This window comes from Ferrovibrio sp. (assembly GCF_036381655.1).
Lineage (GTDB): Bacteria > Pseudomonadota > Alphaproteobacteria > Ferrovibrionales > Ferrovibrionaceae > Ferrovibrio.
Genome location: NZ_DASVCJ010000072.1, coordinates 35,489 through 53,308, shown reverse-complemented (window position 1 = coordinate 53,308; position 17,820 = coordinate 35,489). Strand labels below are relative to the sequence as shown.

The following is a 17,820-nucleotide window of genomic DNA, read 5'->3' as shown; positions in this document are numbered from 1 at the left end:
TGGCGCCGCACCAGATGCGCAGCCCAGCCGGCGCGTCGCGATAGGAGCCGATGTCATAGGCGACGCCCTCCCGCTCCAGCAGGTCGGCGATGGCCGACGCGAACTTGGCCTGGTCCGCCGCCGGCAGGGCGGCCACATCGGGATCGACAATCTTGAGGCATACGCTGGTATTGGAGCGCGCCGCTGGATCCTCGGCCAGGAACCGTGCCCAGCTCGACTCAGCGATCCAGCTTTCCAGCGCGGCGAGGTTGCCTTTGGAGCGAGCGATCAGCGCCGGCAGCCCGCCGATCTTCTGCGCCCATTTGAGCGCATCAATCTGGTCCTCCACGCACAGCAGCGACGGCGTGTTGATGGTGTCGCCCTTGAAGATGCCTTCGATCAGCTTGCCGTCCTTGACCAGGCGGAAGATCTTCGGCAGCGGCCATGCCGGCTTATAGGTTTCCAGCCGCTGCACGGCGCGCGGGCTCAGAACCAGCATGCCATGCGCCGCCTCGCCGCCGGTCGCCTTCTGCCACGACCAGGTGACGACATCGAGCTTCGACCAGGGCAGGTCCATCGCGAAAACCGCCGAAGTGGCGTCGCAGATGGCAAGACCCTCGCGGTCGTCCGGAATCCAGTCGCCGTTCGGCACCTTCACGCCGGAGGTCGTGCCGTTCCAGGTAAAGACGACATCGCGCTTCCAGTCGACCTGCTTCAGATCGACGATCTCGCCATAACCGGCCTTCAGCGTGCGGACATCCGCCAGCTTGAGTTCCTTGTTGATGTCGGAAGCCCAGCCGGAGCCGAAGCTTTCCCAGGCCAGCACATCGACGCCGCGTGCGCCGAGCAGCGACCACAGCGCCATCTCGACCGCGCCCGTATCGGAAGCCGGCACGATGCCGATCTTGTAGTCGGCCGGGATGCCGAGCACTTTCCGATGCAGCTCGATCGCCTCGACCAGCCGCGCCTTGCCCTCTTTCGAGCGGTGCGAGCGGCCAACCAGGGCGTTGTTGAGGATTTCAGGGGTCCAGCCGGGGCGCTTGGCGCAAGGGCCGGAGGAAAAATGCGCGGATTTCGGCCGCGCAGCAGGCTTTGCCATATCGCTATCCTTCCAGATAGAAGCGCCCCGTTGGGGGGGCGTGTCCCGCCGCCCTTCTACTCGGACTCGGCGGCGCGCGCAATGGCGCAATCGGCATCCGCAACCCGACTGCGACGATTTTGATCGGAATTATGATTATTCGGCCTTGGCTTCCTGCTCGGCCAATTCCAGCAGCGACGGCGCCCGTTCCGCCACCTCGCGCAGGATGGTCTCCGCCACTGTCAGCCGCTTGCGGGAATCGTCGTCGAGGATGCCCTCGATATGCTCGCGATCGATGCGATCCACGGTCTCCTTGAGTTCCCAGATGGCGGTCAGGAAGACCCGCTGCGTCCCCATCGGCAGGACTTCGGCATCCTCCAGCGCCGGAAAGATGCGCAGCATGACGTCGATCTTCATGCGCAGCAGATCGACCATGAGGCCGCTGTGATAGTCCTTGAGCTGCGCCACGGCTTCGGGTTCGGCATTCGCCATGCGATCTTCGATCAGCACGATGACGCCTTCGATTTCGGTCAGCGCCTGGCGATAATCGTAATAGGGTTCGTAGGCGGAGTGGGTGATCAAGGCGATCGCCTCCTCCGCCATCTTGCGCGCTTGCTTCGTCTGTCGCTGCAGGGCCTTCAGCAGCGTCTCGATTTCGGCCTTCTTGTAGGTTTTTCCGTTGACCTTCGCCATGGCGGGATCGGGAGCAGAATCGTGCGCCCATTATCCACGCCGGCGCGCTTTCGTCACCATCCGATTGCAGTCACCAATCCCAGGATGGCGAAGGCTGCCGCGGCGACCCGCCGAACCAGGGTCATGGGCAGCCGGGCAATCACCTGCTTGCCCAGCAGCACGGCCGGGGCATTGGCCAGGAACAGGCCCAGGGTGCTGCCCATCGCGACCATCGCCACCGAGCTGTAGCGCGCCGCCAGCGCCGTGGTGGCGATCTGGGTCTTGTCGCCGATCTCGGCCAGGAAGAAGGCAACCAGCGTGGTGCAGAAGGCGCCCCAGGCGCGCTTCACGCAGGCTTCGTCATCCTCCAGCTTGTCGGGAATCAGCGTCCATGCCGCCATCGCCAGAAACGACGCCGCCAGCGCCCAGCGCAGCACGGCGCCGCCGACCAGATCGTCGATCCAGACGCCGAGCCAGGCGGCAAGCAGATGATTGGCGATGGTGGCAAGCAGGATGGCCGCCAGGATCGGCAGCGGCCGGCCGAACCGGGCCGCCAGAAGCAGGCTGAGCAATTGCGTCTTGTCGCCGATTTCGGCGATGGCAACGATGCCGGTGGTGGTCAGGAAGGGAGCGAAGGCGGAGAGGCTGGGCACGGGGCAGTTCACATGGACCGGACGGCGGCAATACCGAAGGCTGCCCATCGCCGCCCGGTCCGGGTGCCGATGGTGCAAGCCTAAGGTCTCGCCAGGCGCGACATCGAAGAATGTCCGGCCGGAAGCGCCAAGGCAGCAGATGCTGGTCGTGCCGCCTAGTCTGTTGACGCCTCCCCCGCTCTGGCCCGACGGCCGGCGGGAGGCTACTCCCCAAAGGGTGCGGCAGAGGTTTAGCCCGGATCGGTGGGGCGATCAAGCAAGCGGAGGTTGCCGGCCGGCGGCGATGTCCCGGTCGGCGCAAGCCCACGATCTGCATGCAGGAATATTCCTCCCGCGTGCAGGCGCGGATGATGTTGCAATCTCCAGGCGACAGCGTAGGGATCAAAACGGGAGAAGCGGGGGATGAGGCAGGCTGGCAATGGTCGCGCGCTGTAGAACGGTGGCGTTCCAGGGCATCGAGGTGATGCCGGTCGACGTGCAGGTGCAGCTTGCCAATGGCCTGCCGGCATTTGCCGTGGTCGGCCTGCCGACAAGGCGGTCGGCGAAAGCCGCGAGCGGGTGCGCGGCGCGCTCGGCGCCATCGGCCTGGCGCTGCCGCCCAAGCGCATCGCCGTCAATCTCGCACCGGCCGACCTGCCGAAGGAAGGCAGCCATTTCGACCTGCCGATTGCGCTTGCCCTGCTGGCCGCGATGGGCGTGCCGCCGCCCAATGCGCTGGACGGCTTCGTGGCCCTGGGCGAACTCGGGCTTGATGGCGCGATCAGCGCGGTCAGCGGCATCCTGCCGGCGGCGATCGCCGCGCATGCCGAGGATCGCGGTCTGATCTGCGTGACATCAAGGGCCAGGAGACGGCGAAGCGGGCCTTGGAGGTCGCTGCGGCCGGTGCCCATAATAATCTCCTGTTCATCGGGCCGCCGGGTGCCGGCAAGTCGATGCTGGCGCAGCGCCTGCCCGGCATCCTGCCGCCGCTCGATTCGAACGAGATCCTCGAGGCCAGCATGATCGCCTCGTTGACCGGCCTGCTCGGCGAAGGCAGGCTGACCCGGCGCCGGCCGTTTCGCGCGCCGCATCACAACGCCGCGATGGCGGCGCTGATCGGCGGCGGACTGCGCGCCAGGCCGCGCGAAGGCAGCGCCGAAGTGGCCCGCCGCGTCGCCGCTGCGCGCGATATCCAGCGGGCGCGCTATGCCGCTCCAGCGAACGGCGCCAAGGCGATCCGCACCAATGCCGAGGCCGACGGCGAAGTGCTGGAACGCGTAGCAACGCCGGATGCCGCCGGCCGCGAGTTGCTGAGCAAGGCAGCCGCCGCCATGCAGCTTACCGCCCGCGGCTATCATCGCGTGCTGCGCGTTGCCCGCACGCTGCTTTCGCGCGCTGCCCCCCGGCGCGTGAAACATGCTTGTTCCGGCTGTCACCGTTTGATCACAGCTTGGCGTTAACGATTGCTGCTATCCGGTCTGTAGTTGCACAAACAGATCGCCTTTGCGCCTGATTAGATCGATTCAAAAAACCAGGGAGAAGCGATCGGTTCGTCCCGGCGAATGCCGGGCATGCAGCCAATCAGGCGCGAAGAACCAGACAGCAACTGCCTTTCCCGCGTTCGTTTCCGCGTTTCGCACCAACGTTCACAGAGGAAAGACCAGCATGTCGTGCATGTTTGTGGCCCCCAGCGGCGACTGCGACGACCCCGGCCCATTGCCCTTGGGCGCGATCGATGAACTCAGCAGGACCGGCCTGGACGTGATGCAATACCTGCTTGGCGCACCGCCGGAGAAGCTCAAGCCGCCAGCCGCACAATTCACCGGCGCCGCCAAGAGAACGGATGGCAAGCTTTTCTATCTCAGCATCGTCGCGCCCGAGTTCAAGGCGGGGCCCGACGCCGCCTGGAGCGGTGCATTCTATGCGCCCTTCGGCCATTTCCATGTTGCCGGCAGCGTGAAAGGCGCGGCCGCCGGCAAGGAGGCCGTAACATTGTCGGTCGCGGCGAAACTGGTGCTCGGCAGCAAGGATCTCGTCGCTGCCGATTGGACCGTGCTCGGCCCGAAATCCGATCTGCGGCCGCCTAACCGGTCCTGCCTGATCAAGGCGATCAAAGTGACGGAGAGCGGACCGCATGACAAACGGGATATCCGCATGTGCATTGCACGCCATGCCCCAGAACGCGCATGGGGCGAGCCGAAGACGGTCGTCGCGTCGCAATGCGCCGTGGCGGTCGCCTGCCTGGTGGAGGCGATCTGTTGAGTGGCCACCGGGTTGAGCGGCCAGTGAGTAGAGTTGTCACTTAAGTCTGGCCAGAGAGTAGCTGGTCCGATCGTCACGTTCCGGGCGTGGATCGGAGAATGAGCGGATCGAGGTTCTGTTCCGAATGCGGCGCGCTTATGCCGGCCGCGGCCCGGCATTGCAGCAGCTGCGGCCAATCTGCGCCGCTCGTCTGCCGGCAATGCGGGCAGGCCTGTGCGCCGCAGGCGCGCTTCTGCGGCTTCTGCGGCGCCGCCGTGGACGGCCCTCCGGGCGAGAGCGCGGCCCCGTCGCCGCTGCGCCCGTCCGAGCGCAAGCTGCTGACCATCATGTTCGTCGACATGATCGGCTCACTCGCCGCGATCCGCGATTCCGACCCCGAGGAAGCGCATGATCTGTTTTCGCGCGCGCTCGGCGTCATGACCGCGGCGGTACATTCCTGCGGCGGCACCGTGGTGCGGACCTTGGGCGACGGGCTGATGGTGCTGTTCGGCGCGCCTTCGGCGCGCGAAGATCATGCCGTCGCCGCCTGCCACGCCGCCCTGCGCATCGTCGAATCCATCCAGCAGGTCTGGGCCTCCACGCCCAATCTCAACGTGCGCATCGGCCTGCATTCCGGCCTGGTCGTGGTCGGGCAGGCCGCCAACGACCTCAGCATGGAATACGACGCCACGGGCGTCGCGGTGCATATCGCATCCCGGCTGCAGAACGCCGCGCTGCCGGGCACAGCCGTCATGACCGCGGCGACACAGAAGCTTGTTGCCCACGAAATCGAGACGCATTCGCTCGGCCTGGTGGCCGTCAAGGGACTGGAAGAGCCGCTCGAGATTTTTGAGCTGCGCGGCCCGCGGCAGCAGCATGCCCCGGCGAGCGAAGCGGTCGAGAGGGTCTTCGTCGGCCGCGCCTCCGAACTGGCGGAACTGGCCGGCGCCTTGCGGTCGACGCTGCTGGGCAAGGGCCGCTTCGTCGGCATCGTCGGCGAAGCCGGCGTCGGCAAAAGCAGCTTCATAGAACGCTTCCTGGAACTCCAGGGTGCCTCGATTCCGGTCTTCCGTGCGACATTGGAGCGCTATGCCGGCACCGTGCCGTTTCATCCGATACGGCATCTGCTGTCGTCGATCTTCGGGCTGGCGGCCATGCCGCCGGCGCAGCGCCATGAGGCCGTCCAGCGTCATCTGGAGAAACTTGGGCCCGCCTCCCTGGAGCTGCATGCGCCGCTGGCCGACCTGCTGGAAACCGGGGCCGTACCGCCGGACTGGCCCCTGCTCAATCCCGACATCCGCAGCCATATGACGATAGCGGCGGTCCGCACCCTGCTGCTGAAGGAAAGCGAGCAGCGGCCACTCGTGCTGATCATCGAGGATATCCAGCGGGCCGATTCCGCCACGCTCAATCTGCTCGGCATATTGGCCGATGCGATCGCGCAGCACCGGATCCTCCTGCTCGCCTCCTTCCGGCCGGATTTCAATCCCGCCTGGAGCGACCGGCCGGCCTATCGCACGCTTCGCCTGGACCGCCTCAATTCAGCCGAGGCCGATGAACTGATCGACCGGCTGGTCGCCAAGACCATCGCGCCCGGCCTGCGGCATTTGCTGGCCAACCATAGTCAGGGCAATCCGCTTTTCCTGCGCGAGACGATCCGGACCCTGGTCGATGCCGGCATTCTTGGCGGCGAGGCCGGCGCGCGGCGGCTGCTGCGCGAACCGGGCCGCTTCGATGCGCCGGCCTCCGTGACGGCGATGATCGCCGAGCGCGTCGATCGCCTGCCGCCCGCACTCAAGGACCTGCTGCTCTCCGCGAGCGTGCTGGGAGAGCAGTTTCCGCCCGACATCCTGGCCGAATTCGCCGGCAGGCCGGCCGACAGCCTGCGTGAAAGCCTGCGGGTTCTGGAGGCGCACGAACTGATCCGGCAGGTCGCGTATTTCCCCAAGCCGCTTTTTGCATTCCGCCATGCCCTTATTCAGGAGGTCTGCTATTCCAGCCTGCTGAAGCGCCGCCGGCGCGAACTGCATGCGCTCGCGTTCAATATCCTGAGCAGCAACCGCGTATCGCCGCCCGCCATCGAGCAACTGGCGCATCATTCTTTCCGCGGCGGCCTGTGGGAGAAAGCCGTCGAATATTGCCGGGCAGCCGGCCGCCGGGCGCTTTATCTGTCGGCCAACCGCGAAGCCGTCCGGCTGTTCGAGAATGCGATCGCCGCCCTGGCGCGGGCCGACCCGGAGGGGTTGCGGCTGGCCGAGGCGATCGACGTGCAGCTCGAATTGCGCGCGGCGCATGTCCCGCTGCTGCATATGGAGAAGGTCGGCCAGATCCTGAACAGCGTCCATGCAGCCGCCCTCCGCCTCGGCGACCGCAGCCGTCTGGCGCAGATCACCGGCTTCATGGCCGGCCATGCTTACCTGACGCAGAATCCGCGCAGTTCGCGCAAGCTGTGCCTGACCGCGCTGCGCCTGGCCGGGGCAACCGCCAATCCCAGTCTGCTGGTTGCGCCGCATATCTATCTCGGCCAGGCCCTGCACGCGCTTGGCCACTTCCGCAAATCGGTCGCGGTACTCAAGCGCAATCTGGCGATCCTGTCGGCGCTGGATCCCCAGGCCAGCCTCGGATTGCCCAGCCTGCCGCTGGTCATGACGGGACGCTGGATCGCGCTGTCGCTGGCGGAGCTGGGGCATTTCGAGGAGGCCGAGAAATTCGCCCATGTCAGCGAAACCGAAAGCCGCCATCAGCGGCCTTTCGATCAGGTCTACTCGAAATCCGCCCTGGGCTTCGTCCTGCTGATCCGCGGCGACTACGAGCGTGCCCGCGACGAGACCGCCGAGGCGCTCGGCATTGCCGATCAACGCGACATTCCCTTCATGATCCCGGTCGTCGCCTCCCAGCTCGGCCTGCTGCAGGCCTATCTCGGCAATCATGACGAAAGCCTGCAGCTTACGCGCCGGGCAGTGCGCACCGCCGAAGACATCGGCATCTCGGCCGGAAGGTCGCGCTGGTATACGCGCCTGGGGGAAAGCTGCCTGCTGGCCGGCGATGCCGCAGAAGCGGCGCGATACGCTCAGATGGCGATCGATCTGGCAAGGCAGGAATACGAGCTGGGCTATGCGTGCTACGCGATCCGGCTGCGGGGCGCGATTGCCCTGGCTTCAGGCCAGGACATCGAGACTGCCCGCGCCGATATCCTGGATTCCCAACAGCGCGCCCAGCATCTCGGCATGGCGCCGCTGGCAGCGAAATGCGCCCTGGATCTGGCCATGATCGAACGCAAAGCCGGGCAGCCGGCGCTGGCCCGCCGTTACGCCGATCAGGCGATTGCCGAATTCCGGCGGCTTGGCATGGCGGCCTGGGCCGAGCGGATGATACGGGAATTCGGCGCCGCGAGCTTTGCCGCCGGATGATCGGTCAGATCTGCTCAGACAGATAGATGGCGCCGAGGATTTTCGTGATCGCGCTGCCGTCGGCCAGCGGCAGGGCCAGTTTGTCGACGCACAGATGCTTGTGGGAGGACGGGCTGGAGCGCGAGACGTAAAGCGGTTTGCCCGAGAAAAGAACCTCGCGGTATTCCTCCAGCGGCTTCTCGCCGATCATACGGCTGGCCTCCGACACGTCGCGGCCCGTCAGGTCGAAGCCGAATTGCATGGCAAGATCGCTGCCATAGAGGCGGTAGCGGAAATCCCCGCCGGGCAGGCAGTCGAGGATCATCAGATGGCCGAACCACGGCCGCAGATCCTCGATCGTGAAATCGGCCCGGCCGGGAGCCGGGCGGTCGCCGCGTTTTTCCATCCATAAACGGCGCAACGCCTCCAGCTGCGGATGGGCCGGCACCGTGCTGTCGACGCCGCCGAGATTTAGAATACGCCGCTTCAATTGCATCATCATGTCCGACTCCGTCCGATGCCTGCCATCAGAACGCGGCATTGCCGGAATACTGAATTATTTTCCGGTAATCGCCGGAAGCCGCGAGGTAATTTTCAGGTTATGTCGGCCTCCACTGCCCGCGTCGGCGATGGCGGCAAAATCCGCTTGTAAATCCGAGTCATCAATTTACACTGTATATCTATGCCCAGGGTTCTGTCGCAGGCCGAGATCGAAGCCTTCCGCACGCGGCTTTGCGCCGCCGCCGAAAAGCGCATGGCGCGCCATGGCGCGGAGGGCCTGTCGATGCGCCAACTGGCCGAAGACCTCGGCTGCAGCGCGATGACCCCCTACCGCTATTTCCGCGACAAGAACGAGATCGTTGCCGCGGTGCGCACCGCCGCCCTGCTGGATTTCGCCGCCGCGCTGGAGGCCGCGGCCAGGAGCAACGGCAATGCCCGCAAGCGCGGCCGCGCGGTCGGCAAGGCCTATATCCGCTTCGCGCTGGAAAACCCGGACCGCTACCGCCTGCTGCATGAGGCCCTGCAATGCGATCCGGCCGACTTCCCCGATCTCGCCCGCGCCCAAGCGCGTTCGCGCCGCACCGTCTCGGCCTATATCGAGGATCTGGTGGCCGAAGGCGAGCTGGAAGGCGATCCGGAGGTGCTCGGCCATATCTTCTGGGCCACCACGCATGGCCTGCTCACGCTGCATCTTGCCGGCCGGCTCGGCGGCCGGCTGAGCTTCGATACGCTGTATCGCGCCGCCATGCGGCTGCTGGCGCGCGGCGCGGCGCCTCAACCGCAAACCGCCCCGGCGCGGCAGCGCCGGCGCGCCTGATCATTTTAAGAAACGAAAGGAAATGCCCATGCCCATTCCCGCCGTCCTGCAAGGCCGCCTCAGCCTGCCGGTGATCGCCTCGCCGATGTTCATCGTCTCCGGCCCCGAACTGGTGATCGCCCAGTGCAAGGCCGGTGTCGTCGGCTCGTTCCCGGCCTTGAACGCCCGGCCGGCCGAGATGCTGGAGCAATGGCTGCAACGCGTCACCACCGAACTGGACGACTACCGCGCCAAGCACCCCGAGAAGCCGGTCGCGCCTTTCGCGGTAAACCAGATCGTGCATCACACCAACGACCGGCTGCAGCATGATCTGGAAGTCTGCGTCAAATACAAGGTGCCGATCATCATCACCAGCCTGCGGGCGCCGAACGAGGTGGTCGATGCCGTGCATTCCTATGGCGGCATCGTGCTGCATGACGTGATCAATATCCGCCATGCCAGGAAGGCGCTGGAGGCGGGCGTCGACGGCCTCATCCTGGTCTGCGCCGGCGCCGGCGGCCATGCCGGCACGCTGAGCCCCTTCGCGCTGGTCTCGGAAGTGCGCCGCTTCTTCTCCGGCCCGCTCGTGCTGTCCGGCGCCATCGCCAATGGCCGTTCGATCCTGGCGGCGCAGGCGATGGGCGCCGATCTCGCCTATATGGGCACGCGCTTCATCGCCACGCAGGAAGCCAACGCAGTGCCGGAATACAAGCAGATGCTGGTCGACACCGCGGCGAGCGACATCGTCTATTCCTCGCTGTTCACCGGCGTGCACGGCAATTATCTGAAACCCAGCATCGCCAAGGCGGGACTGGATCCCGACAACCTGCCGGAGGCCGACAAGAGCAAGATGAGCTTCGGCTCGGGCGGCAGTTCGAAATCGAAGGCCTGGCGCGACATCTGGGGCGCCGGCCAAGGCGTCGGCAGCATCGACGACATCCCGAGCGTGGCCGATCTGGTGGCGCGGCTGAAGCGGGAGTACGACGCCGCCCGGGCCGAACTCGGCCTGGCGGGCGCGGGCACCAGCATCGCGGCCGAGTGAGGCGGCCATGTCCTGGCTGATCTCCGGCGACCGCCGGCTTTCGCAGGCCGATCTGCAGCAGCGCGCCGCCCGGGCCGCCGGCGGCTTCCAGAAGCTCGGCATCGGCGCCGGCGATGTCGTCGCGCTATACATGCGCAACGATTTCACCTTCTTCGAGGCATCACTCGGCGCCGCGCATGCCGGCGCTTACGCGACCCCGATCAACTGGCATTTCACCGCCGAGGAAGCCAACTACATCCTGACCGATTCCGGCGCCAAGGTGCTGGTGGTGCATGGCGATCTCTGGCCGCGCATCGCCGGCGCGGTCCCCGAGGGCGTGCATGTCTTCGTCGTGCCGACGCCGCCCGAGATCGCCGCAGCCTACGGCATCGCCGCTGGCATCCCCGCCGAGGCCGCCGGATTGACGCGCTGGGAGGATTGGCTCGGCACGCAGCCGCCGCTGACCAGCGCCGCGCCGCCGCGCAATTCGATGATATACACCTCCGGCACCACCGGACGGCCGAAAGGCGTGCGCCGCCAGCGGCCGACGCCGGAACAGGCGGCAGCCAATGCCGCCGCCGCCGGAGTCGTCTACGGCCTGAAGGCGGACGAGGAGAAGGTCGTGCTGATGAACGGCCCGATGTATCACTCGGCGCCGAATTCCTATGGCCTGACGGCGGCGCGCCAGGGCGCCAGCATCGTGCTGCAGCCGCGCTTCGACGCCGAAGAGATGCTGCGGCTGATCGAGCGGCACAAGGTCAGCCACATGCATATCGTGCCGACCATGTTCGTGCGGCTGCTGAAACTGCCCGAGGACGTACGGCGCAAATACGATCTGAGTTCGCTGCGCAACACCGTGCATGGCGCCGCGCCCTGCCCGCGCGAGGTCAAGCTCGCCATGCTCGACTGGTGGGGCCCGGTGATCAACGAGTATTACGGCTCGACCGAGACCGGCATCTGCGTCTGGCTCTCGGCGGCCGATGCGCGCCGCAAGCCCGGCAGTGTCGGTTGCATCCAACCGGGCTGCACGCTGAAAGTCTTCGACGACGATGGCCGCGAATTGCCGCCCGGCGAAATCGGCGAGCTTTACATGCGGGCGTCGTACTATCCCGACTTCACCTATCATAACCTGGATGACAAGCGCCGCGAGGTCGGCCGCGGCGATCTGGTGAGCGTCGGCGATATCGGCTGGGTCGACGAGGACGGTTTCGTCTATCTTTGCGATCGCAAGCGCGACATGGTGATCTCTGGCGGCGTCAACATCTATCCGGCCGAGATCGAATCCGTGCTGATCGGCATGCCGGGCGTGAAGGATTGCGCCGTCTTCGGCATCCCGGACGAGGAATTCGGCGAAAGCCTCTGCGCCTATGTCGAGCCGGATTCCGTTCACGCGCCGCCCTCGCCCGAGGCGGTGCGGCATTTCCTCAGCCAGCATGTCGCCGGATACAAGGTGCCGAAGATCGTCGAGGTGGTCACCGGCTTGCCGCGCGAGGATTCGGGCAAAATCTTCAAGCGCAAGCTGCGCGCGCCCTACTGGGAGCAGGCCGGCCGCGCAATCTGAAGCGACATGCGATCTGAAAAGCGAAACGGGGAGCAGCACATGGTCAAGGCAATTCAATTCTCGCGCTTCGGCGTGCCGCATGAAGTGGCCGAACTGATCGAGCTGCCCGATCCCGGCGCTCCGGGCGAAGGCGAAGTGATCCTCGACATGGAGGCGGCGGCGATCAACCCGGCCGATCTGCTGCAGCTCGAAGGCCGCTATGGCGTCGAACGGCCGCAATTGCCGGTGATCGGCGGCGGCGAAGGCGTTGGCATCGTCCGCGAAATCGGCGCCGGCGTGGCGCATCTGAAACCGGGCGATCGCGTGCTGATGCTGTTCGCCGGCCGCGGCAACTGGCGCAGCAGCGTCAAGGCCAAGGCAGCGCGGCTGTTTCCCCTGCTGCCGGCCGATCCGCTGCAGCTTGCCATGCTGACCGTCAATCCGGCCACCGCGCTGGCCATGCTCACCGGTTTCGTGCAGCTCAGCCCGGGCGACTGGGTGATCCAGAACGCGGCCAATTCCGGCGTCGGCCACAGCCTGATCGTGCTGGCGAAGCAGCATGGCTGGCGCAGTCTCAACGTGGTGCGCCGCCCGGGGCTGGAAGCGGAACTCAAGGCGCTCGGCGCCGATGCGGTGCTGCTCGACGGTCCCGATCTCGGCGCGCGCGTGCATTCGATCACCGGCCAGAAAGCCGCGCCGAAGCTTGGCATCGACGCAATCGGCGGTGAAGGCACGCGCCGCATCGGCCATGCCCTGGCCGAGGGCGGCGTGATCGTCAATTACGGCCTGCTGTCCGGCCAGCCCTGCATGGTGGATGCGGCGGAAACCGTCTTCCGCAACGTCAGCCTGCGCGGTTTCTGGCTGGTGCGCTGGTTTGCCTCGGCCGCGGCTCAGGAAATCCAGAAGACCTATGCCGACCTCGCCGCGATGGTAGCCGACGGGCGCATCCATGTGCCCGTCGAGGCGACCTACCCGCTGAGCCGCTACAAGGAAGCGCTGGCGCACGCAGCGCGCGAAGGCCGCAAGGGCAAGATCCTGTTCACCGGCGGCGAAGCTTAAGCCGCGCGACAGGCGGCCCGCCTTGCCGTAAGATGGCGGCAAACACCAGGGAGAAACGCTCATGTCGGAGAAAGTGGTTCCGTTCGACCGCCGCAATTCCTGCTCGGACGCCGAATGGCAGGCGCGCATCGATCTCGCCGCCTGCTATCGCCTGGTGGCGCTGTATGGCTGGGACGATCTGATCTTCACCCATATCTCCGCCCGCGTGCCCGGCAGCCACGATCATTTCCTGGTCAACCGCTACGGCCTGATGTTCGAGGAGATGACGGCGTCCAATCTGGTCAAGGTCGGCCTCGACGGCACGGTGATCGACGACGACCCGAACGCGATCAATCCCGCCGGCTTCACCATCCACAGCGCGGTGCACGAGGCGCGGCCCGATGCCGGCTGCGTCATTCACCTGCACACCAATGCCGGCGTTGCCGTCTCCGCACAGGAGGAGGGCCTGCTGCCGATCAGCCAGACCGCTCTGTTTCCGCTGGCGCAGATCAGCTATCACGATTACGAGGGCGTCGCGCTGAACCCGGACGAAAAGCAGCGCCTCGTCGCCGATCTCGGCCACGGCAAGGTGATGATCCTGCGCAATCACGGCACGCTGGCCATCGGCGCGACGGTTGCCGACGCATTCCTGAACATCTACAGCCTGGAGCGGGCCTGCGCCATGCAGATCATGGCACAGGCCGGCGGCGGCAAACTGCGGCACGTCTCCAAGCCGATCGTCGACGGCATCATGGCCCAGGCGAAGGAGGTCACGCGGGGCCTGGGCGGCGCGCTCGCCTGGCCGGCGCTGCTGCGCAAGCTCGACCGCATCGATCCGAGCTACCGCACCTAGAAAATCGAGGCGCATGGCCGGGCCCGTCCCGGCCGTTCACGCATACTCTTGATTCCCTGCCATGCCCCGGGAGCGCCCGAGGGGGCATCCCGCTTTTCGCATGGCTGCCCGTCCATCTTGGCCCTTCCGGGCGAACCGGCGCTTCGCTATCCTGCCGCCCTCCCCTGGAAATGCTTGAGCCCTGTCGTCATGCCCAATCCCGCCTCTCCCTCCTTCGCGCAAGGCGTTGCCGAACTGCGCGCCTCGGAAATCCGCGAACTCCTGAAGCTGATCGACCGACCTGAGATCATCTCCTTCGCCGGCGGCATCCCCGATCCGGCCTTCTTTCCGCTCGATGCCATCGACAATGCCTACAAGGCGCTGCTGGCCGATCCGGCCAAGGCGCGCGAGGCGTTCCAGTATTCGATCAGCGAAGGTTATCTGCCGTTGCGCCAATGGATCACCGGCTATCTGCAGGCCAACGAGATCGACGCCGCGCCCGAGCGCGTTCTGATCACCTCCGGCGCGCAGCAGGCGCTGGATTTCCTCGGCCGCGCCTTCATCGAGCCCGGCGACGCCGTGGTGATGTCGGCGCCGAGCTATCTGGGCGCCATCCAGGTTTTCGGCACTTTCCGGCCGCGCTTCATCTCGGTGCCGATGGACACGGACGGCGTGGTGCTGACCGAACTGGAAGCGGCCTTCCGGCAGAAGCCGAAATTCTGCTATCTCACACCGGATTTCTGCAACCCGTCGGGCGTGACCACCTCGCTAAAACGCCGCAAGGCGATTCTGGCGCTGGCGCATCGCTACGGCGTCGCCATCATCGAGGATTGCCCCTACGAGGAACTGCGCTACGAGAATCCGCGCATCGCCAGTTTCTCGGCGCTGGAAGCGGACTATCTGCGCCAGCCCGGCAATGACGGCCGCCGGCTGGCGATCTATGTCGGCAGCCTGTCGAAGGTGCTTACTCCCGCCCTGCGCATCGGCTGGATCTGCGGCGATGCCACGCTGATCAACAAGCTGGTGCTGCTCAAGCAGGCTTCGGATCTTCATTCCAGCACGGCCAACCAGATCATCGCCGACGGACTTGCCCGTACCTGCCATGCCAGCCAGGTCGCCAAGCTACGCAAGGCCTATAAGGAGCGGCGCGATGCCATGCTGGCAGCGCTGGAAAAGAGCTTTCCCAAGGATGTGACCTGGACCCGGCCGGATGGCGGCATGTTCATCTGGCTGGAATTCCCGGAGAGCATCGATGCGACCGAATTGCTGGCCGAAGCGATCAGGGACATTCAGGTCGCCTTCGTGCCCGGCGCGGCCTTCTATGCCAACGATCAGAAGCGCAATACCGCGCGCCTGAGCTTTTCGCTCGGCGAGCCGGAGCGCATCCGCGAAGGCATCGAGCGGCTGGCCGCGTTGCTGCACAACAAGCTGCGCGCCAATCGCGCCGCATAAAAGGAAGAAGTGGACAACCTGATGGCCGGGCCCGGCCCGGCCGCGGCGGACCGGCGATCAGCCTAGCCCTGCCTTTTTCAGCATCGTTTTGGTCAGCGTCGCGCGGCAGGCATTGAAGTCCTTCCAGGCATCGAAATGCCGTTCGACCTCCTGCAGCCGCGTCATGGAATAGACGGGAAGCTGGCGCAGGCCGGCGAAGAATTCCCAGGTCACCGGCACGGCGATCGGCGCGCCCGGCCGGCCGCGCGGCGACCACGGCGCCACCGCGGTCGAGGTCTTCGCATTGCGCAGGTAATCGACGAAGATGCGGCCTTTGCGCCGGCGCTTGCTCATCGTCGCGGTGAAATTGTCCGGATCGGCCTCGGCGAAATTCTCGGCAATCGCCTTGGTGAAACCTTTCGCCATCTCCCAGTCGGCGCCGGGCTTGAGCGGCGCAACGACATGCACCCCCTTGCCGCCGGTCAGCTTTACGAAGCTGTTCAGGCCGAAGCTTTCCAGATGCCCATGCATGGCCAGCACCGCCCGCTTGATCATGGCAAAGCCGAGGCCCTCGTCAGGGTCGAAATCGAAGATCAGAAGATCGGGCTTCTCGATGTTGCTGGACTTCGCGCCCCAGGGGTGGATTTCCACCACGCCATATTGCGCCAGGGCCTGCAGGCCGCCGGCATGCTTGATCATCAGATAGGGCTGCTTCTCGTTGCGCACCTTCGCCGGCTGGATGCCCGCGGGCATGCCCTTCGCGTAGTGGCGCTGAAAGAAGGTCTCGCCTTCGATGCCATCCGGCGCGCGGATCAGCGAGATCGGCCGGCCGACGAGATGCGGCAGCAGATGATCGGCGAAGCGCGCGTAGTAATCGGCCAGATCCTGCTTGCTCACGCCATCCGCCGGCCAGAGCAGTTTTTCCGGATTGCTCACCGTAGCAGCTTTCGCCTTGCCGGCGCCTGCTTTCGCCGCTCCTGATGCATTGGCCGCAACCCTGGTTGGCATCTCGGTTCGCACCTCCGGCGCCGCCTTGTCCTCGCGCAATCCCTTGAACGATGCCTGCCGCAGCACGCCGCTGCTGGTCCAGCTGGCGAATTCCACTTCGACCACCAGCTCTGGCCTGACCCACTCGATTTCACCGGGCTTCTCCGGCTGTGCGCCCGCGCTCGCGAATGGCGATGTCTTGCGTTTCAGCTTGCCCAGGCGCCCGAGCAGATCGGCGGCGATGCGGGCATTGTAGCCGGTGCCGACCCTGCCGCGATAGCGAAGGACATCGCCGTCATAGGTGCCGACGACAAGGCCGGTCAGCGGATTGCCGCCCTTGCGCCTGATGAAACCGCCGACGACGAATTCCTGGCGATTGCGGCATTTGCTCTTGATCCAGGAGCTGAAGCGGCCCGAACGATACGGCGCGCTCAGGCGCTTGGAAACCAGGCCCTCCAGGCCCATTTCGCAGGCCGATCGGCGGATGCCGGGACCATCGCCGACCAGATGCTCGCTGAAACGGATGCGGCCTTCATGCCCGGCCAGCAGATCCTGCAGGGCCGCCTTGCGCTGTTCCAGCGGCGCGCCGCGCCAGTCCTTGCCCCCGGCATGGAGCAGATCGAAGGCGAAATAGACGAGTTGCGCAGTAGCGTCGCGCTCCAGCGCCGATTGCAGGGCGGCGAAATCGGAGCGGCCCTCGCCGTCGAGCGCGGCAATCTCGCCATCGAGAATGCAATCGGGCAGCGCCTGCGCTGCCGCCGCGACGATCTCGGGAAAATGGCTCGACCAGTCGAGTCCGCTGCGGGTATAGGCGATGCAGTCGCCGTTTTCGACATGCAGCTGTATGCGATAGCCGTCGAGCTTGATCTCATGGCCCCAGCCCTCGCCGCTCGGCGCTTCTTCCTGCAATGTTGCAAGCTGCGGTGCGATGAAGCCGGGCATTGCGGCGGTCTTGCCGCCATTGCCGCGGCGGCGCGCTGGCGGCCTGGCCTTGCCTTTCGCTTTGCGCGCCGGTTTCGCCGGCTCTGCCTGTTTGGCGCGATTGCTGTGCCAGACGGCGGAATTGCCGGTGGCGATCTCGGTCATGCTGCGGCCGGTCTTCACCGAGCGGTCGAGCTTGTCCAGATCGGCTTCGCCATTCTCGGCGGCAAAATCGTCATGACCCTTGATCAGCAGCCAGTTCTTCTTGCCGTCCTTGCCATAGCGGCCGCCGCCGCGCACCAGATTCCAGCGCCCTTTCAGGCGTTCGCCGTGCAGCTCGAATGTCAGCCGGCCTTTCTTCAGCGCCTCCCCGACATGCTGCGGATCTTCCGGTTCCCAGGTGCCGCGGTCCCACAGCTGCACCGTGCCGCCGCCATATTGGCCCTTCGGAATGGTGCCCTCGAAATCGCCGTAATCGATCGGGTGATCCTCCACCTGCACGGCCAGCCGCTTAACGCTCGGATCGCGCGACGGACCCTTCGGCACCGCCCAGGATTTCAGCACGCCGTCATATTCCAGCCGAAAATCGTAGTGCAGGCGCCGCGCCGCATGTTTCTGGATCACATAGCTCAGGCCGCCGGGGTTGAGGCGGCGGCGCTTGCCGGTCCCGCTCGGCTCGCCAGTCTGAGAGAAGTCGCGTTTGCGGCGATAGGTCGCGAGAGTCTGCTTGGCCATGGGTCCGATCCTGATCCTTCCAGAAAC

Annotated in this window: 14 protein-coding genes and 1 pseudogene; 10 read left to right on the top strand and 5 right to left on the bottom strand. The window is 65.9% G+C overall.

Going from position 1 to position 17,820, the window contains the following annotated elements:
• From VF194_RS16640 to VF194_RS16630, 3 genes are all read right to left on the bottom strand, one after another.
• On the bottom strand, positions 1-1,078 hold a 1,078-nt coding region (locus VF194_RS16640), incomplete at its 3' end, for a phosphoserine transaminase (RefSeq protein WP_330892316.1).
• Positions 1,079-1,213: 135 nt separating this feature from the next.
• The gene (locus VF194_RS16635) at positions 1,214-1,750 is read right to left on the bottom strand and encodes a hypothetical protein (protein WP_330892315.1); all 537 of its coding nucleotides are present in this window, start codon (positions 1,748-1,750) and stop codon (positions 1,214-1,216) included.
• 53 nt (positions 1,751-1,803) lie between these two features.
• Positions 1,804-2,382, bottom strand: a complete 579-nt coding sequence (locus tag VF194_RS16630) for a TMEM165/GDT1 family protein (protein WP_330892314.1) — start codon at positions 2,380-2,382, stop codon at positions 1,804-1,806.
• 558 nt (positions 2,383-2,940) lie between these two features.
• On the opposite strand from VF194_RS16630, the pseudogene VF194_RS19875 reads away from it, so the two are divergent.
• From VF194_RS19875 to VF194_RS16615, 4 genes and pseudogenes are all read left to right on the top strand, one after another.
• A pseudogene (locus tag VF194_RS19875) lies at positions 2,941-3,147 on the top strand (magnesium chelatase domain-containing protein); the annotation flags it as partial.
• A 98-nt stretch (positions 3,148-3,245) separates the two neighbouring features.
• Complete coding sequence (locus tag VF194_RS19870) at positions 3,246-3,821, top strand: ATP-binding protein (RefSeq protein WP_414656117.1); 576 nt, start codon at positions 3,246-3,248, stop codon at positions 3,819-3,821.
• A 43-nt stretch (positions 3,822-3,864) separates the two neighbouring features.
• Positions 3,865-4,623, top strand: a complete 759-nt coding sequence (locus VF194_RS16620; RefSeq protein ID WP_330892313.1) for a hypothetical protein — start codon at positions 3,865-3,867, stop codon at positions 4,621-4,623.
• 98 nt (positions 4,624-4,721) lie between these two features.
• The gene (locus VF194_RS16615) at positions 4,722-8,012 is read left to right on the top strand and encodes an ATP-binding protein (RefSeq protein WP_330892312.1); all 3,291 of its coding nucleotides are present in this window, start codon (positions 4,722-4,724) and stop codon (positions 8,010-8,012) included.
• 4 nt (positions 8,013-8,016) lie between these two features.
• Here VF194_RS16615 and VF194_RS16610 read toward each other — a convergent pair whose 3' ends face one another.
• Positions 8,017-8,493, bottom strand: a complete 477-nt coding sequence (locus VF194_RS16610; RefSeq protein WP_330892311.1) for a PAS domain-containing protein — start codon at positions 8,491-8,493, stop codon at positions 8,017-8,019.
• A 180-nt stretch (positions 8,494-8,673) separates the two neighbouring features.
• Between VF194_RS16610 and VF194_RS16605 the strand changes: the two genes are divergently transcribed.
• From VF194_RS16605 to VF194_RS16580, 6 genes are all read left to right on the top strand, one after another.
• Positions 8,674-9,309, top strand: coding sequence for a TetR/AcrR family transcriptional regulator (locus tag VF194_RS16605; RefSeq protein WP_330892310.1), 636 nt, complete (start codon positions 8,674-8,676; stop codon positions 9,307-9,309).
• A 28-nt stretch (positions 9,310-9,337) separates the two neighbouring features.
• Positions 9,338-10,330 carry a nitronate monooxygenase family protein gene (locus tag VF194_RS16600; RefSeq protein ID WP_330892309.1) on the top strand — a complete coding sequence of 331 codons (993 nt, stop codon included), beginning with the start codon at positions 9,338-9,340 and terminating at the stop codon, positions 10,328-10,330.
• A 7-nt stretch (positions 10,331-10,337) separates the two neighbouring features.
• Positions 10,338-11,870 carry an acyl-CoA synthetase gene (locus VF194_RS16595; RefSeq protein ID WP_330892308.1) on the top strand — a complete coding sequence of 511 codons (1,533 nt, stop codon included), beginning with the start codon at positions 10,338-10,340 and terminating at the stop codon, positions 11,868-11,870.
• A 39-nt stretch (positions 11,871-11,909) separates the two neighbouring features.
• Positions 11,910-12,908 (top strand): zinc-dependent alcohol dehydrogenase family protein, encoded by a 999-nt coding sequence (locus tag VF194_RS16590; RefSeq protein WP_330892307.1) that lies wholly within the window; start codon positions 11,910-11,912, stop codon positions 12,906-12,908.
• A 61-nt stretch (positions 12,909-12,969) separates the two neighbouring features.
• Positions 12,970-13,740 carry a class II aldolase/adducin family protein gene (locus VF194_RS16585; RefSeq protein ID WP_330892306.1) on the top strand — a complete coding sequence of 257 codons (771 nt, stop codon included), beginning with the start codon at positions 12,970-12,972 and terminating at the stop codon, positions 13,738-13,740.
• Between the two features lie 189 nt (positions 13,741-13,929).
• Complete coding sequence (locus VF194_RS16580; protein WP_330892305.1) at positions 13,930-15,171, top strand: PLP-dependent aminotransferase family protein; 1,242 nt, start codon at positions 13,930-13,932, stop codon at positions 15,169-15,171.
• A 57-nt stretch (positions 15,172-15,228) separates the two neighbouring features.
• Here the strand turns inward: VF194_RS16580 and ligD are convergent, their stop codons facing one another.
• A complete protein-coding gene (gene ligD / locus VF194_RS16575) occupies positions 15,229-17,793 on the bottom strand; it encodes a DNA ligase D (RefSeq protein ID WP_330892304.1) in 2,565 nt (854 codons plus the stop codon).
• Between the last annotated feature and the right edge of the window lie 27 nt (positions 17,794-17,820).